This is a genomic window from Mesorhizobium sp. M4B.F.Ca.ET.143.01.1.1 (genome assembly GCF_004792275.1).
Lineage (GTDB): Bacteria > Pseudomonadota > Alphaproteobacteria > Rhizobiales > Rhizobiaceae > Mesorhizobium > Mesorhizobium abyssinicae.
This window is the reverse complement of the sequence record NZ_SRSR01000001.1, coordinates 463,799-486,607: the sequence shown is the minus strand read 5'-3', so window position 1 is coordinate 486,607 and position 22,809 is coordinate 463,799. Positions and strand designations below refer to the sequence as shown.

Genomic DNA, 22,809 nt, shown 5'->3' with positions numbered 1-22,809 from the left:
AGCTTGCGCGAAGGTGGGAGACTGGCTACTGCCGATGGGCGCGGCATCCTCAGCCGCGCGCAACCTTCAGAAGGGGACCGGCATGCTCGTGATCATCGGCACCATCCGCTTGCCGGCGCACAGGCTGGACGAGGCAAGGCCGGCCATGCAGACGATGGTTTCGGCGAGCCGCGCCGAGCCGGGCTGCCTCGAATATTCCTACGCGCAGGATGTCCTCGACAGCGGGCTGATCCGCGTCACGGAGGTATGGAGCGACAGGGCCGCGCTCGAGGCGCATTTCCGCTCGCCCCACATCGCCGACTGGCGCGCGAGCTGGCCGGCGCTCGGCATCGGCGACCGCAACCTCGTGCTCTACGAAGCCGGCGACGCCAGGCCGACCTGATCGAGCAGCCTGCATCGATATCGTCGCGATTGCCGCAGCGCCCAAATGGCGCCACATGCAGTCGGCATTGCAATTGCCACGCAATGCCGCCGGGCGTATCAGGCCGGCAGCTTTCCATTCCCTTCGGATATCGGCCAACCGCTCCGATGACTGCCACAAACCACAGCCAAGTCTATGCCCGCCGGCTGCGCGCGGTGCTGATCCGATCGATCCCGCTGCTCGAGGCGCGCGGCATCGTCATCGTCGTACTTGCGGGTGTCGTCGGGGTGATGTCGGGCGCGCTTGTCACCGGCATGAGCGAACTGGTGCAAGGCATGCACTGGCTGCTTTACGGCGTGCAGCCGGGCGGCCGGCTGTCGGCGATGTTTTCGCTGGCAAGCCCGATGCAGGCGATGATCCCGGCGATCGGCGGCATCCTGCTTGGGCTGACCGTGATCTGGCTCAGGAAGTGGAAATTCCGCACCCCGGTCGACCCGATCGAGGCCAACGCGCTCTATGGCGGGCGCATGTCGCTCACCGACACGTTCATCATCGTCGGCCAGACGGTGCTGTCCAGCGGCTTCGGCGCCTCGGTCGGGCTGGAGGCCGGCTACACGCAGGTTGGCTCTGGTCTGGCGTCGCGGCTGGCGCGCGCCTTCAGGCTGCGCCGCAACGACGTGCGCATCCTCGTCGGCTGCGGTGCAGCCGGCGCCATCGCCGCCGCCTTCGACGCGCCGCTGACCGGCGCCTTCTACGGCTTCGAGCTGATCATCGGCATCTATTCGGTCGCCAATGTCGCGCCGGTGATGACGGCGGCCATCTGCGCCTCGCTGACGGCGGAAGTGTTTGGCGTCGTGCCGTTTCCGCTGGAACTGTCAGGCCTGCCGGCGCTGACCGCCAGCCAGTACATTCCGTTCCTGCTGCTCGGCCTGCTCGGCGGTGCGGCCTCGATCGCCATCATGCATCTGGTCAGCCTGATCGAGCACGGCTTTGCCCGGCTGTCGATCGATGCGTCGCTGCGGCCCTTCATCGGCGGCATCCTTGTCGGGCTGCTCGGGCTGGTGACGCCGCAGGTGCTGTCCAGCGGCCATGGCGCGCTGCATCGCGAGTTCGCGATGAACTATGGGCTTGGCGTCGTCGCCAGCGTCTTCGTGCTGAAGCTGGCGGCCTCGGCGATCTCGCTCGGCTCGGGGTTTCGCGGCGGCCTGTTCTTCGCCTCGCTGTTCCTCGGCGCGCTGCTCGGCAAGGTCTTCGCCGGCGTGATGGCATTCGCCTCGCCGGCGACCGGCATCGATCCGGCGGTCGCCGCCGTCGTCGGCATGACCTCGCTCGCCGTCGGCGTCGTCGGCGCGCCGCTGACGATGACCTTCCTGGCGCTGGAATCGACGCGCGACCTGACGCTCACCGGCGTTGTGCTGGCGGCCTCGCTCATGGCGGCGATGCTGGTGCGCGAGACTTTCGGCTATTCGTTCTCGACCTGGCGTTTCCACCTGCGCGGCGAGACCATCCGCAGCGCCCACGACGTCGGCTGGATGCGCAGCCTCACGGCCGGCTCGATGATGCGCAAGGATGTTCGCACCATCGATGCCGCGACGACACTTGGCGCCTTCCGCAAGGCGGTGCCGCTGGGCTCGGCGCAGCGCGTCATCGCGGTGGATGACGGCCAGCACTATGTCGGCGTGCTGATCGTGGCGGAACTGCACAGCGAGGTTTCGGATGGCGAGACGCCGGTGCGCGCTCTCGCCCGGTTCAAGGACGCCGTGCTGGTGCCTTCCATGAACGTCCAGACGGCGGCCGAAACCTTCCAGCGCGCCGGTGCCGAGGAACTGGCCGTGGTCGAGGATTTCGCCGATCGCGTCGTGCTTGGCCTTTTGACCGAAAGCCATCTGATGCGGCGCTATGCCGAGGAACTCGACAAAGCGCGACGGGACCTCTCCGGCGAAGGCTAGCGGCTTTCGCCGGCGCCTGCAATGATCAGGCTGACGACAGCACAGCAGACACGACGCCCACCTGATCCCTTCACCCTCCCTCCGGAAATTCTCCCATGCAAGCCAAGCGCAACGGCGACATATCGTTCTGGTATGCGGATATCGGCGGGGTTCCCGCGCCGCGGCCGCCCTTGCCCGGCGATATCGAGGCCGATGTCGCCATCGTCGGCGCCGGCTACACCGGCCTTTGGACCGCCTACTATCTGAAGAAGGCGAGACCGTCGCTGCGCATCGCGCTGATCGAGCGCGAATTCGCCGGCTTCGGCGCGTCGGGCCGCAATGGCGGCTGGCTGTCGGGCGGCTTCACCTGGTCGCGCGAGAAATATCTCAAGACCTCGACCCGGCAAGGTGTCAGCGCCATGCAGGCGGCGATGGCCGGCTGCGTCGACGAGGTGATCCGGGTGGCGGCCGCCGAAGGGATCGATGCCGACATTCGCCGCGTCGACAATCTGACGGTGGCCACCAACCCGGCGCAGCTCGAACGCGCCCGCGAGGAGTGCGAGACGATCCGCGCCTGGGACGTCGATCCGAACCGCGTCGAGATGCTCGATCAAGCGGCGACGCGGGCGCGCATCAATGTCCGCGACGTCCTTGGCGGCTTCGTCGTCCATGGCCAGGCGCGGGTGCAACCGGCCAAGCTGGTGCGCGGCCTTGCCGCCGCCGTCGAGCGGCTGGGTGTGCCGATCTACGAGAAGACGACGGTGACCGCCATCGCCAAGGGCAGCGTGACGACCAACCGCGGCACGGTGCGGGCAGAAACCATCATCCGCGCCACCGAGGGTTTTACGGCCGGCATCCCCGGCGAGGAACGGACCTGGCTGGCGCTCAACAGCGCGCAGATCGTGACCGAGCCGCTGTCGCCTGAGCTGTGGCGCGCGATCGGCTGGGAAGGACATGAGCTGCTCGGCAGTGCCGCCCATGCCTATTGCTATGCCCAGCGCACGCGCGAGGGGCGCATCACCATGGGCGGGCGCGGCGTGCCCTATCGCTACGGCTCGCGCACCGACGTCAACGGCCAGACGCAGCAGGCGACGATCGACCAGCTGCATCAGATCCTGACGACGCTGCTGCCGCAGACGGCGGGCTGCCGCATCGAGCATGCCTGGTGCGGCGTGCTTGGCGTGCCGCGCGATTGGTGCACGACGGTTGGCCTCGACCCGACGACCCGCATCGGCTGGGCCGGCGGCTATGTCGGGCTCGGCGTCTCCAGCTCCAATCTATCGGGGCGCACGCTCGCCGACCTGATCCTTGGCCAGGACACGGAACTGACGCGCCTGCCCTGGGTCAACCGCAAGGTGCGGCGCTGGGAGCCGGAGCCGTTCCGCTGGCTCGGTGTCCATTCGATGTACCAGCTTTACCATCTCGCCGATCGCCGCGAGGCCGCCGGGCTTTCGCACACCTCGAAGCTTGCCGCCCTGGCCGACGCCATCACCGGTCACTAGAGCAGTTCACCGTTTCACGGAAACGGCGGCCTGCTCTAACTCATTGTTTTGACGCAATTCCGGACGGAAAACCGTTCACACTTTTCCTGGAATTGCTCTATTGCGGATCAGCATTTCATGGAGCCCAATTTGATCGATCTTTCGACTTTCCACGACCTCGCCACGGCCGATATCGGGGCGTTCTCGCCGAAGCCGACCTCCATCGAAGGCGACCAGGTCGAGGCGGTGCGCTCGTTCTTCCAATCGCCGGACGGGAGCGTCGATATCGGCATCTGGGAATGCACGCCGGGCCGCTTCACCGCCGATCGCTCGGGCTCGTCGGAGATTTGCCACATCATCTCGGGACGGGTCGAAGTAGCGCGCGCCGATGGCGAAAGGCGCGAGCTCGGCCCGGGCGATCTGCTCGTCCTGCCGCAAGGCTGGAAGGGCGAATGGCTGATCAGGGAGACCACGCGCAAGCTCTACATGATCCAGAGCGCCGCCTGATCGCAGGCGACGATCGACCCGAACCGGGTCAGTGCTCGATCGGCCCCCTCGGTGAGACCAGGGCGGTGCCGGCGGTGGTCGGCCGCTCGATCATGCGGCGCACATGCGGCGGTTCCCCGCCGCTGTGCAATGCCCGGATGCGCTCGCCGACGACGGCGTCGGCATGGGTCGCCCGCCTGTTGTGGCGGATATACTCCAGCCAGGTCGGCGTGTGGTAATGCTCGATCCACACGGATGGATTTTCCAGGTCGCGCGCCAGTGTCCAGTTGCGGGCGCCGTCGCGGCGGCGGATGCGGCCGCGCTCGGCCATGGTGGCGAGGAACTCCGGCACGTCCTCGTCGCGGATGATGTACTCGATCATGACGGCGATCGGGCCGCTGCGCGGCTTGAGGTCGAGCCCCAGATGCGGCTCCTTGAAGCGGTTGAGCGGATCGAGGTTGAGCACCGCATGCTGCGGCAAGGGCAGGACGAGGCCGATGGCGCCACCCGCCAGCATGGTGATGCTGGCCGCGATCAGCGCGGTCTCGGCGCCATGCGCGTCGGCGACGACGCCCCAGACCCAGCTGCCCAGCGCGATGCCGCCGAAGGTCGCCGTCTGGTAGACCGAGAGCACCCGGCCGACCACCCAGCGCGGTGTCGACATCTGCACCGTGACGTTGAAATGCGACAGCGCGAGCACCCAGCAGGCGCCGCCGATGAGCAGACCGAGAGCGGTCTGCCAGGCGTGAAGGCTGACGGCGGCGTTGAGGGCGCAGACGGCGAAGCCGCCAAAGGCCATGCGCACCATCGTCTCCGAGGACAGCAACTGCCTCAGCCGCACGCTGATCAGCGCGCCGCCGACCGCGCCGATGCCGAAGGCGCCGAGCATGATGCCGTAGGTCAAGGCATCGCCCTTGACGACATCGCGCGCCACCAGCGGAAGAAGCGCCAGCACCGCGCCGGCGCTGAAGCCGAAGGCCGAGCCCCGGACCAGCACCTTGCCGATGTTGGGCGACATTGCGACATAGCGCAGGCCGGCGCCCATCGCCGCGCCAAGCGTCTCGCGCGGCAAGGTCTGCGCCGGTATTTCCGGCTTCCAGCGAAACAGCACGATGATCAGCCCGATATAGCTCAGCGCATTGGCGGCGAAGGCCGCGGCGGCGCCCGCGGCGGCGACGATGACGCCGCCGATCGCCGGGCCGACGCTGCGCGTCAGGTTGAAGCCCATCGAGTTCAGCGCTACGGCCGCCGGCACCTTGGAACGCGGCACCATATCGCCGACCGAGGCCTGCCATGACGGGCTGTTCAGCGCCGTGCCGCTGTCGATCAGGAAGGTGAAGGCGAGCAGCGTCCACGGCGTGATCAGGCCGAACCAGGTGAACAGCGTCAGCAGCGCCGAGACGACCAGCATGAAGGTCTGCGCCACCAGCATCACCTTGCGCCGGTTGAAGCTGTCGGCGATGGCGCCGGCGACCAGCGCGAACAGCATGATCGGCAGCGTGGTCGAGGCCTGGACCAGCGCCACCTGGTAGGACGAGGTGGCGATCATGGTCATCATCCAGGCGGCGCCGACGCCCTGGATGAGACCGCCGAAGTTCGACACCAGGCTGGCCGACCAAACGGCCCGGAAGATGCCGTGGCTGAACGGCGCCAGCGCCGAGACGCGTTCGCTGTCCGGCTCGTCATCGATCATCCGCGCTGTCCCGCTTTACACGCCGTTGGCCTGCCGCCGCGAATGTCCTCTCCGGAGATGGAGCATGGCGACGCGGGGCGGACCGTTGCTTGAAAAAGATTATGCTCCAACAACAGGATAGCGAGGCAAAAATGCGTCGTTACGCGGCTAAGCCAATGGTCTGGCGGCCTTGGACCAACCGCCCGGGCGTACGGTTGGGCCGAACCGCTTAACCAGACGCTTCTGCGGCCGCGGCATGCAGCGCATGGGTCAGGTTGCCCGCCGTTTCGCCGCCGGCATGAAGGCGCAGGAACAGTTCCATGCCGACGAGGCGTAGTCGCGAGGCTTCGTCGCGCCTCGCCAGGTCGACAAGGTCCTCGACGGCGGCGGCGGGCCATTTCAGCGCGTCGCGCAGATAGCCGCCGCGCAGCAGGCCCTGGCTGCCCTGGGTGAAGCCGGACGAGATTTCGAAACCCTTCTTCGGTGCGTAGACGTTCTCGCGCGGCAGGTGCTTCTCCGCGACCTTCTTCAATAGCCACTTGCCGGTCCTGCCGCGCAATTTCTGACGCCTCGGCAGATGGATCGCGAAGTCGATCAGCCGGTTTTCGATGAAGGGAACCCTGAGCTCGACCGATGCCGCCATGCTCAGCCGGTCATGCCGGTTGAGCAGGTCCTGCAAATGCGAATAGAGATCGTAGAGACAGCATCCAAGGAAGGCGCGATCGCCGAGCGGCGTCACCGGTTCGAGCCGGTCGAAGATCCTGGTCTGCAGGAAATTGAGCTCTGGCGATAGCGACCTCAGCACGAGATTGCGCTCCGAGGCCGAGCTATTGCCGGTCGATGTCTTGAATGGCGCATGGCGCAGGCGCCCGAACTTGCGATCGAGCCAGCGCTTCGAGCGGAACAGCCGTCCCGGCCAGGACCATGCCTGCCAGGCCCGCATGCTTTCGGCCTGCCATTTGTAACCGCCGAAGAGTTCGTCGGCACCTTCGCCGGTCAGCAGCACCTTGACGCCGTCGGCCCGGCATTGCTCGGCCAGCGCCAGAAGCCCGACATGGCTTGCATGCCAGCCGTCGCTTTCGAGGTGCCAGACCGCTTTCGGCCAGAGCTCGAAGAACCGGTCCCTGTCGACCGGCACCCGGCGCAGCGGGACGCCGGCGCGGCGGCCGGTGCGTTCGGCGTTCTCCGCCTCGCTTCGTCCAAGCCGGGGGTCGACGACATAGCCGTGGATTTCCGGCCTGAAGCGCTTCGAGAGCGCTGTGATCAGACCGGAATCGACGCCGCTGCTGCAGGCCGTGGCGATGCTGGCGTCGGCGATGCAATGGATATCGACGCTGTCCTCGATCAGCGCTTCGAGCTTCGCTATATGCTCGTCGTCGGAGATGCGGTCGCCGGTGATGCGCGCCGCCTCCAGCACATCGAGGACGTGCCAGAAACAGCGCTTCTCGATGCCGGCGTCGGTGATCTTCCAGAGGCCCGCCGGCGGCAGGCGTTCGATGCCGTCGAACAGGCTGAAGCTCGAATCGCGGTGCTGCCAGGCAAGCCGCAAGGTGATCTCGCGCGCGTCGATGCGGCGGCCAAAACCGTTGCTGGCGAGGATCGCCTTGTCCTCGGAAGCGAACAGGATCCGCTCGGCCGTCTCGGCCACCGCCATCGGCTTGATGCCGAGGCGGTCGCGGGCGAGCCACAGGGCGTTGTCGCGCGCGTCGAAATAGGCAAAGGAAAACATGCCGTCGAACAGCGGCACCGCCTTTTCGGGACCCCAATGATGCAGGGCCTGCAGAACCACTTCGGTGTCGGAGACACTGCGGAAAATACAGCCTTCCGTCTCGAGCGCCTGGCGCAGCGAGCGGTAGTTGTAGACCTCGCCATTGTAGGCGAGCACGCCCTTGCCGCATGCGGTCAGCATCGGCTCGCGGGCGGCCGGTGAGGGATCGATGATGGCAAGCCGGCGATGACCCAGGGCCGAGCCGGCTGCTGCTCCAGCTGTCGTGGTCGTCCGGCCCGCGATGCGCCAGCGCCTGCATCATGCCGGCGATGTCCGACAGGTCGCCGGCGCCGATCGGGTCGCGCTTTCGCCAGACGCCGGCTATTCCGCACATGGCCTGCCGGCCGGTTTAGTCTGCCCCATGATTTTCGAAGACCGCCTGAGACCAGTGGCGCCCACGCCGCGCAATTCACAATCTAGCCGCAACCGGGCTGCCCGCAAGCCGTCCGGAGAGCGCAAGGAGCAGGCACTCCGTGTTCCGCGTCAGAAGCCGTGCTCGATGCGCTCGAAGATGACGTTGGTGAAGGCCGATATCTGACCGCCGATGAATGGGCCGGTCAGCGCCACCACCAGCATGATGGCGACGATCTTCGGCACGAAGGTCAGCGTGATTTCCTGGATCTGGGTCAGCGCCTGGATCAGCGCGATGCCGATGCCGACCGCCATCGCAACCAACACCACCGGCGCGGAAGCGGTCAGCACCGTCCACACCGCGTATTGGACGATATCGAGGGCGTCGGCCTCGTTCATGGGTCGTGACCGGAGCCTGTCGCCTAGAGCCGGATGATCTCAGGTCGAGTCGACCTGAAATCTGAATCCGGCTCTAAATCAAAGAGATAGAGCATGATGTCGCCCGAAAACCGCTTCACACTTTTCGGCATCATGCTCTAGCTCGCCGCCTTGACCGAAACGCCCGAGGTGACGGGAACTTCGGTGCCGTTCTGCAGCACCGCGATGAGGCCGCTGCTGGCCAGGCGCACGGAGGCCACCGTGCCCGTCGTCTTGCCGTCGGCGGAGGTGATCGAGCGGCCGATCAGGGCATCGGCCTGCGACAGGGCCGAGGACTGCATGATCTGGTCGAGCTTGGTGTTGGTCTGCACCGATTGCTCGACCTGCGAGAAGGTGGCGAGCTGGGCGACGTACTGTGTCGAGTCCATCGGCTTGGTCGGATCCTGGTTCTTCATCTCGGCGATGAGGAGCTTCAGGAACGACTGGTAGTCGACCGCGGTCTTCGAGGTCGACGTGGTGGTCGAGTTGGCACCGGTCGGTATGGTGGTCGTCATGTCCACGGTCATCGGCATCAAGCTCCTACGGCCAGCGGGCGCGCCGCGCCCGGAATATCGTCATTGCCGCCAAGCGCGCGGCGTTCGAGCGGATAGAGCGCGCGGATCGCCTTCAGCGCCTCATAGACATGGTCCTCGCCGACCATGCGGTCGATCTGCTTCAGCGCGCTGCAAATCTCGCCGTCCTCGAAGCTCGCCAGCAGCATGGGCAGCGAGCGGCGGAACATGTCGCGCGCCTCGGAGGCGCTCGCCGGGTTCATCAGCATGACCTGCAGGATGAAATAGAGCTGCCTGAGCGGGGTCGACGCCTGATCGGCCTGGATGACGTGGCTTTCGAGCAGAAACTGCACGTCGTTCATCAGCTCGATTGTGACCTTGCGGTCGACGCGGATGACGGCGCCGTTGATGTAGATCTTCTCGTTCGGCTTCAGCGATATCTTCAGCGTGTTGGTCATTGGATGCCGTCCCGGATGATCTGGGAGACTTCGATCAGGCCTTCGAAATTGTTGGCGCGGCCCTGGCGGATGTCCTCGGCCTCGCGCAGCAGCCACAGGCCGATGGAGATCAGGTTGGCGCGCAGCTCCTTGGGCAGGGCGTTGTCGCTGGAGCCGAGATCCTCGACGAAGGTGGTCCAGATGCGGTTGGTGAAGTGCAGCGCCTCGATCGCTTCCATGGAATCCTGGCCGACCGCGGCTGCGGCCGACAGCATGTCGATCGAGCGGGTGAGCAATTCCCGCTCGCGGTCCTTGGCGTCGGTGACGGAGTCGGTCTGGATGTCGGCGTAGGAGAATTGATACATCGTCGGGGCTCTGCCGTTCCGGTGGAAGTTTTCAGGTCAGGTAATTCAGAAGGCTGAGCTGCTGCAGGCGCGCGGTCAACGCGAATGAGGTCTCGATATGCTGCGTCAGGTCGGCGATGCGGGTCGCGGCTTCGGCGGGATCGACGCCCTCGAGATCGATGATGTGCTTCTCGAACAGGTCGACCTGGGTCTTCATGCGGTCGCTGGCGTCGGAGACACGTTTCTGGGTTAGGCCGACCTCCGAGCGCACCTGGACGATGCCGCCGATGGCCTCGCCGACCAATGTCTGGGCGCGGCCGACGACGGTGTTCTTGGCGGCATCGCTGATGTTGCCGGAGAACAGGTTGGCGACCATCGCCGCCGCCATGGCGAGCTTGCGGATGCCGTCCTCATTGGCGCTGACCGAGGTCTGCGTGGTTTCGTTCAGCGCGATGCGGCTGGTGATCTGCTCGTCGGTGGCGTTCGACCAGGTGCCTTGCCAGCCCGAGCCGAGGAATTGCGGCTCGACGCTGGTGGTGATGAAGTCGTCCATCTGGGCGGCAGTGATGTTTGCCGCGGCCGGGTCGCTCTGGGTGAAGCCGAAATAGGCGACGAAGGAGGCGTCGAAAGCGGCCTTGGCGGGCGAGCCGGCGGCGGTGAAATCGTCGACCGGCTTGACGTCGGTGTTGGTGCCGGCGAACAGATACTCGCCATTCACGCTGGTGTTGAGGATGCCGGTCATCTGCTGCAGCGCCGACGCGCCGGCCTGCTGGGTGATGCTGGTCGAGGAATCGCCGGACACGGCGCTGGTCAAGGCCGAAAGAAAGTTCTGCGCGACGTCGGAGAGCTGGCCGAGCGCATCCTGCGTCGACGTCAGCCGGGCGGCGACCAGAGCGTTGGAATCGATGATGCCGTTCAGCCGGTCGAGATCGCGCTGGAAGGTCACGGCCTGGGTCGTGCGCCCGCCGAGCGCCAGGCCGACATCGGCGACCTTGCCGGTCGTTGACTCCTTAGTCGCCTTGACCAGATCGGACTGCATGCGCATCTGCTGGTAGCGCATGGCGTTGGATATTGCGGCTGAGGAGACGGCTGTCGCTTTCATCGATTATCCCACGGCATTCATCAGGGCGTCCAGCATGTCGTCGACGGTTTTCATCATGCGGGCGGAGGCCTGGTAGGTGTGTTCGAGGTCGAGCAGCAGCGACATTTCCTGATCGACATTGACGCCGGTGTCGTTGGACAGCGCCTCGGCCGTGCGCGTCGCCAGCGCCTCCTTGGCGTCGGCGGTGGTCGAGGCCTGCTGGCGCACGCCTTCGAACCAGCCGATCGAGTTGGCGGCATAGTCGGCGACGCTGGATGTCGCCGTGATACCGGCGGCGGCATCGAAAGCCATCGGCTGGTCGAGCCGGTCGCCATAGGCGATCAGGAGGTTGGCGTAGGACGAGCCGGAAGTGTTGAGCACATAGGCAGCGCCATTGGCGCCGCCGTCGCGCAGCAGCGCCGGGGTCATGGCGGCGTTGACGCTGATCGAGCCGGCAAGGCCGTCGACCAGCGTGCCGGCGGCGGGAATGGCGGGCGCGCCCGACCAGGTGAACAGGCCGGCGGCATCGGGCTGCGACGAGGAGGTCTCGGCAAAGGCGGTGATAAGCCCGCGGGCGGTCTCGTCGAGCTGGCTCTGCATGGTGGCGGCGACGCCGTCGCGCAAGGTGATCAGGCCGGCGAGCTTGCCGACGGCGCTGGTATTGCCGCCGCTGCCGGCCGAGAGCGGCACGTTGTCGATGGAGATGGTGTTGCCGGGAGTGCCAGCGGTGTAGCCGGACGAGGGCGTGAAGGTCACCGAGCGCGGCACCGTCTCGAACAGTGTCGTGCCGTCCGTGGTGGTGATGACCATGTCGTTGTCGCCGCGCGTGAAGGTCGAAACGGGGACATATTCGGCGATCTTCTTCAGGATCGCGTCGCGCTGGTCGAGCGCGTCGGAAACGTCGGTGCCCGAACGGGTTCCGGAAATGACGGCCTTGTTGGCGTCCTGGAACTGGCTGAGCAGCTTGTTGAGGTCATCGACCGCGGTGGCGATCTGACCGTCGGTCTGGGTGCGGAAATCCTGGATCGCCTGGGTGCCGTCATTCAGCGAGCGCACGACGTCCCTGGCCGCGTCGATGACGCTGGCGCCCAGATTCTGGTTGGACGGGGTCGTCGCATAGAGCTGCAGCGCCTGCTGCAGATTGGCGATCGCGGTCGAGGGCGAGGACGCGTTGTCGACGCCGTTGACGGCCAGCTCCAGCTGGTCCATGCCGCTGTAAAGCGCGCTCTGGCCGCTCCATGCGGAGAGGGCGCTCAAATTCTGCCGGAACAGGAGGTCGCTGGCCGCCCGCTGGATCTCCACCGAGCGGGCGCCCGGCGCCGTGCTGGTGACGACAGCCGTGCGGCGGGCATAGTCGCTATTGGAAGCATCGGCGACGTTGCGCGAGACGATGCTGGTCTGCTTCGAGGTGGTCAGGAGCGCCGACTGTGCGATGCTCAAGGCGGAGGTCAGCGACATGCGGGTCTTTCACGGGCCGAGGCCCGACAGTTATCTCTTCAGGTTGACAAGGACATCCATCAGGTCGGAACCGGTCTGGAAGACTTTCGAATTGGCGGTGTAGCTGCGCTGCGCCGCGATCATGTTGGTCAGTTCCTCGGCGATATCGACGTTGGAATTTTCCAGCGCGCCGGAGACGATCGAGCCGAGCTTGCCTTCATTGGCGAAGCCGATGCGCACCGCGCCGGAATCGGTGCTCTGCGCGTAGACGTTGCCGGGCAGCGCGGTGAGCCGGTCCGGGCTCGTCACGTCGGCCAGCGGGATCTTGTAGAGCGGCTTGGTGGAGCCGTCCTCATATTGCGCGTAGATGATGCCGTCCTGGCCGATCTGGATCTTCTCGATCGTGCTCGGCGCGTTGCCGTTGACTTCGGCCTCGGAAACCGTGAAGCCGGTGCCGAGCTGGGTCAGCTTCGACATGTCGAGGGCGAGGGTGGAGCCGTTCGGCACGGTGAAGGAGATGCCGGTGGTGGCGCCGGTGAGCTTGCCGGTGGTGGTGTCGAAAGTCAGGTTGGCCGAGGCCAGGGCGCCGCCGGTATAGGGGAAGGACGTGCCGGCCGTGGCCTTGGACTGATCGAAGACCGAGACCTCCCAGGCGCCTGAGCCGGTGTTGGTGAAATAGACGTCGAGCAGCACCTTGTTGCCGAGATTGTCGTAGGCGACCAGCGACGACTTCGAGGTGTATTCAGCGGTCGCGCTGTTGCTGGACGGCAAGGCGCCCGCAGGCGGGGTGGCACCCGCCGGCAGATTGCCACTGAAGACGCCTTCGGTGCTCGGCGTCGCGGTCATTTCCTGGTCGGAGATCTGCACCGGCTCCAGGCCCTCGAAACCGTTGGCCGTCGCCGCCGGATCGCCATTGGCGTAGCTGTAGGCCATCAGCTGATAGCCGGCGGCATTGACCAACCTGCCCTGGGCGTCGGCGACGAAGGCGCCGGCGCGGGTCAGATAGGGCGTGCCGCTCGGATCCTGCACGACAAAGAAGCCATCGCCGTTTACGGCAAGGTCGGATACCGAGGTGGTGTATTGCAGCACGCCTTGCGAGCTGATGGCGGAGCGGATCGTCGTCGTGACGCCGCCCGAATTGTAGGCGCCGCCGGTGCCCGGCATGATCAGCGTCGAGAATTCGGCGGAGGAGCGCTTGTAGCCCGTGGTGTCGGAGTTGGCGATGTTGTCGGCGACCGTGGACAGGCGATTGGCCTGCGCGTTCATGCCGGAGACGCCGGTCCGCATCATTCCGTAGAGGCTCATCGAAACGTCTCCTCAATACCCACGACGGTGGGGCCCATGACAGTGGCCGCGAGCCTATGCCGCTTGTCTTGCGCGAGGCTGGCGCGGATTTCGGCCATCAGAACACCAGCCGGTAGCCGAGGAAGCGCTTGGAATCGATCGGATCATGGCCGAGCTTTTCGCGCAGCTTCTTGCGCAGCTTGCTGATGTGGCTTTCCACCACGTTCTCCTCGACCTCCTCGTCGAAGATGCCGTAGATGGCGTTGAAGACCTGGGTCTTGGTGACCCGTCGGCCGCGGTTGCTGGCCAGATATTCGAGGATGCGGCGCTCGCGGCGCGGCAGAGGCAGCGGCTCGCCGTCGATCTCGGGATCGCGGCCGTCCATGAAGATGCGCATCGAACCGACTTCGGTATAGGTCACGTCCTCATGCGCCCGGCGGCGAATGGCGGTGATGCGCGCCAGGATCTCGCGGATGTGAACCGGCTTGCGGATGACGTCGTCGACGCCGCTCTCGAACAGCCGCAGCGTGTTTTCCAGCGAGTGCTGTTCGCTGAGCGCGATGACCGGAGCGCCGGTGCGGTCGCGGATCTGGCGCGGCGAGATCGCGCCCTCGCGGCAGTCGCCGATGAGGAAGGCCCTTACAGAGCGCAGATCGGTGTCGGCCGCGGAGCTCACCCATTCGCCGAACTCGCTGGGCGCGAAGCCCGCGCTGGCGACCCCCTCGCGATCGAAAAGTGAGCTGTAGCCTTCAGTTACGAGCTCACGCTCGTCAACGATCACGATCATCGGCCCGCCCTCCGAATCATCTCATTTGCCCCGTGGAAGGAGGCGTAACCGGTGGCGAGAATCCTGAACAACCGTCATTTCTTGTAGCTATTTTCTTGGGAGTTTTTTGGGGACCCGAAAATAAGCGCGGTCGTATGGGGTGTACCGGAGTGCATCGGCGCGCGCCGCGCAGAACGATGCGGCAAGCGCCGGAGAGGCCGAAAAGCCTCTGTGCGCCTTGGAACATAGGTGCATCTATGGGTTGCAGAATGAGCGGGCGTTGGGCGTCCATTTGCCGAAGCCGGTGGCGACCATGTTGGCGATGACGCGACAGACATAGACCTTCTGCGCGGGGTCGTTGCCGGGGCCGGCATGATAGCGGGCCACCGCCATCGACCAGGTCATGTGGCGGGCATGCAGGCTGACCAGGAAGCGCGCCGCGTAGTCGACATTCTGACGCGGGTCGAGCATGTCTTCGACACTGCGAAAGTGCGACGCGTGGTAATGATGATTGATCTGCATGCAGCCGAGATCGATCAGCGTCTTGCCCTCGCGGCGGGCGCCCTCGAACGTCGCCAGGGCCTCGGCCCGGCTTCGCGGGAAGATGGCTTTTCCCTCTATATTCATGGCGTTAGGTTGAAGGCTGCCTTCCTTGCCGGTCTCCGTCAGGCCAACGGCATAGAGGATGCCGGCCGGCACGCCGTAGCGGTCGGCGGCGCGCAGGATCTCGGGTTCGCAAGGGTTGGCGGCGGCGCTCGCGGCGCTGATGGCGGCGCTAGATAAACATGCCGTCGCCAGTGCGCTCGCGAGCAGGCGAAGCAGCGCGGCCGCTGTCAGGTGTGTCATTGCTGTTGTTCCTTCCCGGCTGCTGACCGCCGGAGCCGGCATTGTTGCCGCTCGAGTTGCCGGGCTGAAAGGCGGATTGCTCGCGGCCTGGCGACATCGGCAGCGAGCTGTTGGCGTCGACGCGCGCGGCTGCTGGCGTTGCTATCGAAGGTTGCAGTACCGTGACCTTGTCGACGTCGAAGCCGAGCCCGCGCAGGGACTTGACGATCGCCTCGCTGTCGGCCGCGAGACGACGATGCGCGTCATGGGTTTCGGGCTTCAGCTCGATCGAAAGTTGCTCTCCTGAAAGCCGCAAGCTGGCCGTGACCATGCCAAGCTCGGCCGGGTGAAGCTCGATCTTCAATATATGTGTCGGAACGGCAACAGAACCGGGCGGTTGGGAACCCGCGGAGGGGGTCGAAAACGCCTGCGGCAAGCCTTTGTCCGACGCCAGCGCGTCGACCAGCGCCGGAGCCGTCTGGTTTAGCGGGTTCTGCGCCGGGGCCGGGAAGCTCTGCTCGGCGACGACGTCGATGCGCGCAGCCGACGACGCCTGTTTTCCTTGCTCGGACGGCGTCGCCGACCGGATTGCTTCAAGGGTTTTCGATGACGATGCCGGTCGCTTCGCCGGCGCTGCCGATACGTCCGCAGGCGTCTGATCCTCAGGCGGCGCCGTGGCGCCGCCATCCTGGCGCGGCAGGTCCTTGAAGACGGCGCTGATGGCTTCCGGCTGCCGCAGCTTGCCGGGAAAGGCCTCGGCGTTCGAGGCACGTTCGGACCGGGAGAAGGCACCGGCATCTTTGGAGTCGGGATCCGAGGTCTGATCGGGTTCTTTCAAGGTGGAAAGCAATCGCCGCGACGATTGCGGCTGGCCGTCAAGCGCCGGCTCCGGCCCGCTGGGCGCGGCATCGTCGCCGTCCGCTCTGGCCGATGGCTGGAAACGGCCGATGTCGCTCAACGCCATCAGCAATGGCAGGCTGTCCTTGAGCGGGCCGGCGTTCGCGGTCTGCGCGGCCGGGTCGGCATCCGCCGAGGCCTTGTCCGCATCGGTATCGGCCTCGTCCTTCACGGCCTTGCCGAGCGCTGACTTTGGCGCGGCGGCTCTGGCCGGAGCATCGCCTTCGGGCTGCGTCTTGCCGGGACTGGCCAGTGCGCGTCTGTTCCATCGCGCATCGGCGGATGCGGTTTCAGCCGGTTGCCCGTTTTCCTGCGCGGGCTGTTTTTCGGCGCCGCGCAGCAGATCGCCGAAGCTCGTGTCCTCGCCCTTCGCGGCCGGCGCGCCCGACCTGGACGCGGCGTGCGTGGGGACAAGTCCCGGGAGGGCCTGGCCGAGGCTGGTGGTCATTTCGGGGCGGCTCCAAGCAGTTGGTCGATCTTGTTGAGTTGGCGGCGCGTCTGCATCATCGCGGCGTCGGTGGCGTCGGACGGATCGAGAGCGGGGGAAGGTTCCGTCGTCGATGCGGGCTGAACCGCCGCCGCCTCTGCCGATGCCGAAGCCACCGCCGGCGCATCGGTTGGAGCCGGAGCCTGCGCCTCCGGCGCGGCCGCTGGCGGGATAGAAGCCGGCGCATCCGGGGATGGCGATGCCAGGGCTTGCATATCCGCCGGCTTCGCGACCGGGCCGGAACCCTCGACCGCCGGCTGCTCGGCCATCGTGCCTTCGACCGGCGGCAGGTCGGCGTCTTCCTGTCTCTCAGCCGCCGCGATCTCGGCTGCGGGCTTCCCGGCTGCGGACTTCTCTGCGTCCGCGTCGTGCTTTTCGACGGCGGGGATTGCCGGTCGCGCGACCACTTCGCCGGCGACGGCCTGCGCGGCATCGAGCAAGGCCCGGTCGCTTTCGGAGAGCTTGGCGCGGTCGATCTTCTCCAGCTTGGCGCGCACATCCTCGATGGTGCTCGACGTCACCGTCGACAGGCTGGAATAGAGCTGAGCGCGTGGGTCGTCCTCATTGCCGTTGCCGTCGCGGCCTTGCTCAGCCCTGGCCGAGGCGAAGCTGGAAAGCTCGGTCAGGCCGTCGATCGCCGCCCGGCGGGCGATGCGCAGATAGATCACCTTCTCGCGCTCGGGATCCATCATCGAGGTGATGTCGGCGAGCTTGTCGTGACTGATCGCCATGTGCAGCGAAATGACGCCGGAGACGAAGGAATCCGCGAATTGGCTGGCATAGGGCGAGTGGAGGTAATTCGACACATATTGGGTGGAAGCCAGCGCGAAGCGGGCCGCGTCGCCTTGCTGCGCGGCGATGCCAACCGAGCGGCGAAGTGCTGCTTCCTCGACCAGAGTGCCCGGGCTGAGCAGCCGCGCGTCGTCGAGCAAAGCGAGGGCCGCCGCCGGCTGGTCGGTGGCGAGCAGCGAGCCCTTGACCAGCGCCAGGAAGGCGCCGAGGTCGGCGGGCAGCGCCATCGGGTCGATCGGCCTCAGCGTTTCGATCGCCTCGGCCGGGCGGCCGTTCAGGTAGCTGATGATGCCCTTGGCGACGGCCAGGCTCCGCGGGTCGGTCTCGGCGCGCGAGGCGGCTGCCTCGACAGTCACGGGATTGCCGCCGCTCATGCCGTAGACGAGCAGGGCGCGAAAGTTCCTCGGTTCCTTGAAATCCCCGGCATCGGCGGCGCGCAGGCGCGCATCGGTCATTTCGAGCAGCTTGGCCTGCATCGGCAGCGCCGCGTGGTCGCCGGCGGCGATGCGGTCCTGCACGAGCTGCAGCGAGCGCACCAGCTGGTAGGGCTGCAGGGCCTCGTCGGCAAAGCTCGCCGACGGCGCTGCGGCGCTCAGCAGCAGGCCGATGGCGCGGCCGATGACGGTCGCAGCTTTCATCCGCCCGTCGCCATCAGAATCTCGATGCGGCGGTTAGCGGCCGCCAGCGGATCGGCAGGATCCTTCGGCTGCCGGTCGGCGAAGCCCGCGACCTCGGTGATGCGGCGCTCGTCGACGCCGCCGCGCACCAGCATGTAGTAGGCCGAATGGGCGCGCGCGGTGGACAGGCGCCAATTGTCGTAGGTGTCGCTTCGGAACGGCCGTGAATCGGTATGGCCGTTGATGCTGATCGTGCCCTTCTGGCTGTTGACGATATGGCCGATCTTTTCCATCGCCAGCACCAGCTCGCGGCGCGGCAAGGCCGAGCCGATCTCGAACATGCCGAAATCCAACTGGTCGGTGATCGAGATGACGACGCCCTTGTCGGTCGCCTCGACCGAGACGCCGTCATGCAGCTTGTCGCCCGGCTTGAAAGCTTCGGCCAGCTGCTGCTTGACCTCGGCCGCAGCCTTGACCGTGGCGGCGCTCGGCGCCTTTTCGCCGACATCGGGTTTTGCCGCCGCTTCGGCCTTCGCGGCTTCCGGCGTTGCGGTCTCGGCCTTCTCGCCGTTGGCGGTTTCGCTTGTCGCGGTTTCGCTTTTTGCAGCTTCGCCCTTGGCGGCCTCGGCCTTGGCGGCTTCGCCTTTTGCAGCCTCGCCCTTGGCGGCTTCGACTTTCGCGGTTTCAGCCTTTGCTGTCTCCGGCTTGGCATCCGCCTTGTCGGGCGCCGTCTTCGCCAGCGGCTCGAGCGGCGCGTCGATCACCGGCGGCGCCGGCGGCACTGCCTTGACCTTCGGCACCTGGGTCTCGGCGACTTTCTCGCCGGGCTTTGCCGGATCGCCCTCGATCTTGGCGCGCTCGGCGCTTTCCTCGGCGCCGGGCGCGGCCACCTGCTGCGACCAGAAATCCGGCGCGAAGGGATCGCGGTAGGACTCGCCGCCGGAGGCGCCGGTCGCCGGGCCGGCATTCTGCGCGCCGCCTTCGCCCTTGGCGCTGACATTCTGCATCACGCCGGTGTCGGTCGCGATCTCCGACAGCACCGCATAGGGATCGGCAAACAGATGCTCGTCGGAAAGGTCGGAGTTCTGCGAGGCTTCCTTGGTCTGCCTGCGGTCAGAGGAGCCGGCGCCGCCCTTGCCGTCCTCGCCGGCCTTGCTGGCGCCGTCCTGCGGATTGTCGGCCGTCAGCCCGACCTTGCTCGGACCGTCGCCGAGATCCTCCAGGCCCTTGCGGCTGGAATTGCGATCGATCAGCTCGACCGGGTTGAAGTAGCTGGCGACGGCCGCCTTGGTCTGCTCGTTGGCGGCGTTGATCAGCCACATCACCAGGAAGAAGCACATCATGGCGGTCATGAAGTCGGCGAAGGCGATCTTCCAGACGCCGCCGTGATGACCGTCGTCGTGGCCGTCATGGTTGCGCTTGACGATGATGATCTCGTGCCTGTCCTCTCCGGCGTCCACCGCGCTCATGACAGAACCTCGGACAGCGAGGCCGACCATTCGGCGATGCGCGTCTCGAACACCGCCTCGTCGACGACGACGGTGAGGTCGAGGCCCTGTGCCTCGACGAAGTCGAGCTGGGCGGCGCGCGGACCGAGCGAGGCCGCCAACGTTTCGAACAGCGACAGCGGGCCGCGCACGGCGATGCGCACCGCCTCGGAGTCGGCGATGGCCTCGCCGATCGTGCGCGCGAGCGCGTCCAGCGAGCGCTTCTGCAGGTCGTCGCTGACCATGCCGCCAATGATGCGGGCAAGGGTGGCGCCGACGAGCTCGGTGACGCGCAGCTCCATGGCATCGATGTGCCTGGCCACGGCCTGGCCGACATCGCCGCCGAAGCTTTCAAGGAAGGCTTTTGCCTCGTCGGCATTGGCCTGGCGCTCGGCGTCGAGCGCGGCCTGATGGGCGACAGCAAGGCGCGCTTCGAGCGCCGTTTCCGCATCGGCGACGGCTTCGGCGATCAAAGTGCCGATGTCGGCCTGCGGCGGTGCTTCGTCGGGCTTGCGTTCGGGCTCGGCGGCGGCCTGCGGCTGGCCGGCACGCGGGCTGCGCGTTCCGAAATCCGGGAGAAGGTCGAAGAGGGCGACTGAGGGCATGGTCTATCCGGCGACTTCCTGGGCGGCCCATTTGCGCAGGATCTGCGCGGTGCGTTCCTCGTTGAGGTCGACCATGCGGGCAAGCCGTTCCTGCGGCGCCGGCCGGATCTTCTGGCGAAGGTCGTCGAGCGGCGTGGAGCCGGCGCGCGCGCCCGGCAAGGCGCCGACGGACGCGGCTGCCGCGTCGGAACCGATTGCCGCCACCGCGGGCTCGGGCGTCGGCAGCGAGCGCTGGACATCGTCGAAGCTCGGGCCGGCGATGGCCGGCTTGGCTGGAGCCGTCAGCGCGGCCGCCATCGGCCTCAGGCCGAAAAAGGCGACCAGGAACACCACGACGATGAAGGCGCCGGCATTGATCAACGTGCCGGTATAGGTCCCGATCGAGGCCAGGATGCCCGGCTGCTCGATCGGTTCGCCATCGAGCCCGTCGATGAACTCGACCGCCGAGACGTCGATGACGTCGCCGCGCTTCTCGTCGAAGCCGGTGGCGGAGGCCACCATCTTCTGGATGTCGGCGACGCGCTTGGCGATCTGCTCCGGCGTGGCGTCCTTGCCGAGAATGGTGGCCAGGCGCTGCTGGTTGACGACGACGGCGACCGACATCTTGGTGACCGAATAGCCGTTGGAGACGGTGGCGATCTTCTTGGAGTTGATCTCGTAGTTGGTGATCTCCTCCTTGCGGTCGTTCTGCGAGGTGGATTGCGGCCCCTCGGTGCTGGCCGCCTGGGTCTCGGGCAGGTTCTGCTCGACGCTGGTCGGGGTCGAGGCCTGCTTCTGATTGCTGTTCTCGTTGGTGCGCACCGACTGCACGGAGCGCTCGACGCGGGACTCCGGATCGAAGATCGTCTCTTCGGTCTGGCGGGTGTCGGTGTTGACGTCGGCCTTGACGCTGGCGCGGAAATTGTCGGGACCGAGATAGGGTGTCAGTGCGCGGCGGATGTTGTCGCCGATCTGCGCTTCGACCGTCTGCTCGACGCCCAGCGTGCGGGCAGCGCTGGTGTTGGACGGGTCGTCGCCGGCGGCCAGAAGGTTGCCGTTGGAATCGAGCACCGTCACCTTGTCGGCCGCCAGGCCTGGGACGGCGGCGGCGACCAGGTGGCGGATCGACATGGCGCTCTTTTCGGCATCGATGCCGGCATAACGGATGACCACCGAGGCCGAGGGCTGCTGCTCGTCGCGGCGGAAATTGGCACGCTCGGACATGACGATGTGGACGCGCGCCGCCTTGATGCCGGCGATCGACTGGATGGTGCGCGCGATCTCGCCCTCCAGGGCGCGCACCCTTGTGATCTGCTGCATGAAGGATGTCAGGCCGAGCGAGCCGACATTGTCGAACAGCTCGTAGCCGGCATTGGCGCTGGTCGGCAGGCCCTTCTCGGCGAGCATCATGCGAGCCTGCGCGGTGGTGCCGGCGGGCACCAGCACGGAGGTGCCGTCGGCGCCGACGTCGAAGCCGATGCCGGCCTCGCCCAGCACCAGGCCGATCTGGTTCACGTCGGAGCGCTCGAGCCCGACGTAGAGCGTCTCGTAGGCGGGACGGTTGAGATAGATCGAGGCCACGCCGATGACGGTCATGACGAGCGCCGCGACGCCACCCAGCATGACGAGGCGCTTGACGCCAAATGCTCTGAGATTCGAGATGATGCTCTGGATCTGTTCCGGCACGTTCCAACGGCTCCCAGCACGACTGTCCGTCGGAACACTAGACCGCGAAGCTTGTGCGAGGATGATAGGCGGAACGCAAAAGGCCGCGCTTGCGGCGCGGCCTTCGATGCAGTGGAAAGATCAGCCGGGATGTCAGCTCTTGAACAGGGCCAGGATCGACTGCGAGTTGCCGTTGGCGATCGACAGCGACTGGATGCCGAGCTGCTGCTGCACCTGCAGCGCCTGCAGGCGGGTCGATTCCTTGTTCATGTCGGCGTCGACCAGCGCGCCAACGCCCTTGTCGATCGAGTCCGAGAGGTTCGACAGGAAGCTCTTCTGGGTGTCGATGCGCGACTTGGCGGCGCCGAGATAGGCCGCGCCCGTCGAGAGCTTGGCAAGCGCCGTTTCAACGCTGCCCAGCGCCGTGTCGATGGCGGTGTCGGTGACTGCAGCGGCGCTTGGGTCGAAGAAGGTCGTGGCGAGCAGGCCGCCGACGATGCCGCCCGTGCCGGCAATATCGAGAACCTGCGTGTCGGCGGCCGCGACATTGATGGTGTCGATGGCGACGGTGGTGCCGGTGCGGTTGTAGGAAGCAACGATCTGCAGGTCGGAGGCGACGAGGCCGTCGTTCTGCAGCAGGTTCGAGCCGGCATAACTGGCATTGGTGACCGACGACTTGATCTGCTCCTGGATGGCCTTGATTTCGGTCGCGATCTTCTGCTGGTTATCCTGGCTGGCGCCGCGGGCGGTGACCAGCTTGGCCTTGATCGCGTCGACCTGGTCCTTGATGTCGGTGATGGCGGTGTAGGCGGTGTCGACCTTGCCGGCGCCGAGGCCGAGCGCGTCCTGCACCGCCGACAGCGCCTTGTTGTCGGAACGCATGCTGGTAGCGATCGACCAGTAGGCGGCGTTGTCGGAAGCGGTGGCGACGCGGTAGCCAGTCGAGATGCGGGCCTGCGTCGTTTCAAGCGCCTTGTTGGTGGCGTTGAGGCTCTGCAGCGCGGTCAGCGCCGCGGCGTTCGTCATGATACTTGCCAAGGTACACCCCTTCTCAAAGCAGGCATGCCTTACGCATGCCGGTCAACCCGTTTGGCGGGGGCGTCATGCCTGTCGACCAACTGGTCTGCCCG

At 66.5% G+C, this 22,809-nt stretch carries 21 protein-coding genes; 4 read left to right on the top strand and 17 right to left on the bottom strand.

The genetic code is table 11. The annotated features are described in order from the left end of the window. The first annotated feature begins 82 nt into the window (after positions 1-82). The 4 genes from EN786_RS02305 (at position 83) to EN786_RS02290 (ending at position 4,277) form a co-directional block, all read left to right on the top strand. Complete coding sequence (locus EN786_RS02305; protein ID WP_127286096.1) at positions 83-382, top strand: putative quinol monooxygenase; 300 nt, start codon at positions 83-85, stop codon at positions 380-382. Positions 383-528: 146 nt separating this feature from the next. Further along, on the top strand, positions 529-2,310 hold the full coding sequence (locus tag EN786_RS02300; RefSeq protein WP_127286097.1) for a chloride channel protein: 1,782 nt from the start codon (positions 529-531) through the stop codon (positions 2,308-2,310). A 95-nt stretch (positions 2,311-2,405) separates the two neighbouring features. Continuing rightward, positions 2,406-3,791: an FAD-binding oxidoreductase gene (locus EN786_RS02295; protein WP_127310774.1), complete on the top strand. Its 1,386-nt coding sequence runs from the start codon at positions 2,406-2,408 to the stop codon at positions 3,789-3,791. Positions 3,792-3,908: 117 nt separating this feature from the next. Next, positions 3,909-4,277, top strand: coding sequence for a cupin domain-containing protein (locus EN786_RS02290; protein ID WP_127310773.1), 369 nt, complete (start codon positions 3,909-3,911; stop codon positions 4,275-4,277). A gap of 28 nt (positions 4,278-4,305) precedes the next feature. Here the strand turns inward: EN786_RS02290 and EN786_RS02285 are convergent, their stop codons facing one another. The 17 genes from EN786_RS02285 to EN786_RS02205 all read right to left on the bottom strand — a co-directional run bounded on the left by EN786_RS02285 (position 4,306) and on the right by EN786_RS02205 (position 22,717). Next, positions 4,306-5,949 carry an MFS transporter gene (locus EN786_RS02285; RefSeq protein WP_135907950.1) on the bottom strand — a complete coding sequence of 548 codons (1,644 nt, stop codon included), beginning with the start codon at positions 5,947-5,949 and terminating at the stop codon, positions 4,306-4,308. Between the two features lie 208 nt (positions 5,950-6,157). Next, entirely contained in the window at positions 6,158-7,891 is a 1,734-nt protein-coding gene (asnB, locus tag EN786_RS02280; protein ID WP_281405012.1) for an asparagine synthase (glutamine-hydrolyzing), read from the bottom strand. Positions 7,892-8,179: 288 nt separating this feature from the next. After that, positions 8,180-8,446 (bottom strand): flagellar biosynthesis protein FliQ, encoded by a 267-nt coding sequence (gene fliQ / locus EN786_RS02275; RefSeq protein ID WP_126058467.1) that lies wholly within the window; start codon positions 8,444-8,446, stop codon positions 8,180-8,182. A 137-nt stretch (positions 8,447-8,583) separates the two neighbouring features. Then, the gene (gene flgD, locus EN786_RS02270; protein ID WP_127310921.1) at positions 8,584-8,991 is read right to left on the bottom strand and encodes a flagellar hook assembly protein FlgD; all 408 of its coding nucleotides are present in this window, start codon (positions 8,989-8,991) and stop codon (positions 8,584-8,586) included. A 5-nt stretch (positions 8,992-8,996) separates the two neighbouring features. Then, positions 8,997-9,434, bottom strand: coding sequence for a flagellar biosynthesis repressor FlbT (gene flbT / locus EN786_RS02265; RefSeq protein WP_127310922.1), 438 nt, complete (start codon positions 9,432-9,434; stop codon positions 8,997-8,999). Then, on the bottom strand, positions 9,431-9,778 hold the full coding sequence (flaF, locus tag EN786_RS02260; RefSeq protein ID WP_127310923.1) for a flagellar biosynthesis regulator FlaF: 348 nt from the start codon (positions 9,776-9,778) through the stop codon (positions 9,431-9,433). Before flaF ends, flbT begins: the two co-directional genes overlap by 4 nt. Positions 9,779-9,809: 31 nt before the next feature. Continuing rightward, a complete protein-coding gene (locus EN786_RS02255) occupies positions 9,810-10,859 on the bottom strand; it encodes a flagellar hook-associated family protein (protein ID WP_127310924.1) in 1,050 nt (349 codons plus the stop codon). Between the two features lie 3 nt (positions 10,860-10,862). After that, a complete protein-coding gene (gene flgK / locus EN786_RS02250; protein WP_127310925.1) occupies positions 10,863-12,296 on the bottom strand; it encodes a flagellar hook-associated protein FlgK in 1,434 nt (477 codons plus the stop codon). Between the two features lie 30 nt (positions 12,297-12,326). Continuing rightward, positions 12,327-13,580 (bottom strand): flagellar hook protein FlgE, encoded by a 1,254-nt coding sequence (locus tag EN786_RS02245; protein ID WP_127310926.1) that lies wholly within the window; start codon positions 13,578-13,580, stop codon positions 12,327-12,329. A gap of 97 nt (positions 13,581-13,677) precedes the next feature. Next, positions 13,678-14,346, bottom strand: coding sequence for a response regulator transcription factor (locus EN786_RS02240; RefSeq protein ID WP_126058474.1), 669 nt, complete (start codon positions 14,344-14,346; stop codon positions 13,678-13,680). Between the two features lie 234 nt (positions 14,347-14,580). After that, a complete protein-coding gene (locus EN786_RS02235; RefSeq protein ID WP_245478362.1) occupies positions 14,581-15,171 on the bottom strand; it encodes a transglycosylase SLT domain-containing protein in 591 nt (196 codons plus the stop codon). Continuing rightward, positions 15,101-16,495 carry a flagellar hook-length control protein FliK gene (locus EN786_RS02230; RefSeq protein WP_135907947.1) on the bottom strand — a complete coding sequence of 465 codons (1,395 nt, stop codon included), beginning with the start codon at positions 16,493-16,495 and terminating at the stop codon, positions 15,101-15,103. The genes EN786_RS02235 and EN786_RS02230 overlap by 71 nt, the downstream gene beginning before the upstream one ends. Then, on the bottom strand, positions 16,492-17,964 hold the full coding sequence (locus EN786_RS02225; protein ID WP_127312076.1) for a chemotaxis protein MotC: 1,473 nt from the start codon (positions 17,962-17,964) through the stop codon (positions 16,492-16,494). Before EN786_RS02225 ends, EN786_RS02230 begins: the two co-directional genes overlap by 4 nt. After that, positions 17,961-19,412 (bottom strand): MotB family protein, encoded by a 1,452-nt coding sequence (locus EN786_RS02220; protein WP_127285010.1) that lies wholly within the window; start codon positions 19,410-19,412, stop codon positions 17,961-17,963. The genes EN786_RS02225 and EN786_RS02220 overlap by 4 nt, the downstream gene beginning before the upstream one ends. Continuing rightward, complete coding sequence (locus EN786_RS02215; RefSeq protein ID WP_127285011.1) at positions 19,409-20,035, bottom strand: hypothetical protein; 627 nt, start codon at positions 20,033-20,035, stop codon at positions 19,409-19,411. Before EN786_RS02215 ends, EN786_RS02220 begins: the two co-directional genes overlap by 4 nt. Positions 20,036-20,038: 3 nt before the next feature. Next, positions 20,039-21,700, bottom strand: coding sequence for a flagellar basal-body MS-ring/collar protein FliF (gene fliF, locus EN786_RS02210; RefSeq protein ID WP_135907945.1), 1,662 nt, complete (start codon positions 21,698-21,700; stop codon positions 20,039-20,041). Between the two features lie 132 nt (positions 21,701-21,832). Next, positions 21,833-22,717 (bottom strand): flagellin, encoded by an 885-nt coding sequence (locus EN786_RS02205; protein ID WP_126058480.1) that lies wholly within the window; start codon positions 22,715-22,717, stop codon positions 21,833-21,835. Positions 22,718-22,809 lie beyond the last annotated feature (92 nt).

What these genes read in the sequence shown, in the direction of transcription:
- EN786_RS02305 (WP_127286096.1), top strand. Translation starts at nt 83, where the DNA reads ATGCTCGTGATCATCGGCACCATCCGCTTGCCGGCGCACAGGCTGGAC.
- EN786_RS02300 (WP_127286097.1), top strand. Translation starts at nt 529, where the DNA reads ATGACTGCCACAAACCACAGCCAAGTCTATGCCCGCCGGCTGCGCGCG.
- EN786_RS02295 (WP_127310774.1), top strand. Translation starts at nt 2,406, where the DNA reads ATGCAAGCCAAGCGCAACGGCGACATATCGTTCTGGTATGCGGATATC.
- EN786_RS02290 (WP_127310773.1), top strand. Translation starts at nt 3,909, where the DNA reads ATGGAGCCCAATTTGATCGATCTTTCGACTTTCCACGACCTCGCCACG.
- EN786_RS02285 (WP_135907950.1), bottom strand. Translation starts at nt 5,949, where the DNA reads ATGATCGATGACGAGCCGGACAGCGAACGCGTCTCGGCGCTGGCGCCG.
- fliQ (WP_126058467.1), bottom strand. Translation starts at nt 8,446, where the DNA reads ATGAACGAGGCCGACGCCCTCGATATCGTCCAATACGCGGTGTGGACG.
- flgD (WP_127310921.1), bottom strand. Translation starts at nt 8,991, where the DNA reads ATGACCGTGGACATGACGACCACCATACCGACCGGTGCCAACTCGACC.
- flbT (WP_127310922.1), bottom strand. Translation starts at nt 9,434, where the DNA reads ATGACCAACACGCTGAAGATATCGCTGAAGCCGAACGAGAAGATCTAC.
- flaF (WP_127310923.1), bottom strand. Translation starts at nt 9,778, where the DNA reads ATGTATCAATTCTCCTACGCCGACATCCAGACCGACTCCGTCACCGAC.
- EN786_RS02255 (WP_127310924.1), bottom strand. Translation starts at nt 10,859, where the DNA reads ATGAAAGCGACAGCCGTCTCCTCAGCCGCAATATCCAACGCCATGCGC.
- flgK (WP_127310925.1), bottom strand. Translation starts at nt 12,296, where the DNA reads ATGTCGCTGACCTCCGCCTTGAGCATCGCACAGTCGGCGCTCCTGACC.
- EN786_RS02245 (WP_127310926.1), bottom strand. Translation starts at nt 13,580, where the DNA reads ATGAGCCTCTACGGAATGATGCGGACCGGCGTCTCCGGCATGAACGCG.
- EN786_RS02240 (WP_126058474.1), bottom strand. Translation starts at nt 14,346, where the DNA reads ATGATCGTGATCGTTGACGAGCGTGAGCTCGTAACTGAAGGCTACAGC.
- EN786_RS02235 (WP_245478362.1), bottom strand. Translation starts at nt 15,171, where the DNA reads ATGACACACCTGACAGCGGCCGCGCTGCTTCGCCTGCTCGCGAGCGCA.
- EN786_RS02230 (WP_135907947.1), bottom strand. Translation starts at nt 16,495, where the DNA reads ATGACCACCAGCCTCGGCCAGGCCCTCCCGGGACTTGTCCCCACGCAC.
- EN786_RS02225 (WP_127312076.1), bottom strand. Translation starts at nt 17,964, where the DNA reads ATGAAAGCTGCGACCGTCATCGGCCGCGCCATCGGCCTGCTGCTGAGC.
- EN786_RS02220 (WP_127285010.1), bottom strand. Translation starts at nt 19,412, where the DNA reads ATGAGCGCGGTGGACGCCGGAGAGGACAGGCACGAGATCATCATCGTC.
- EN786_RS02215 (WP_127285011.1), bottom strand. Translation starts at nt 20,035, where the DNA reads ATGCCCTCAGTCGCCCTCTTCGACCTTCTCCCGGATTTCGGAACGCGC.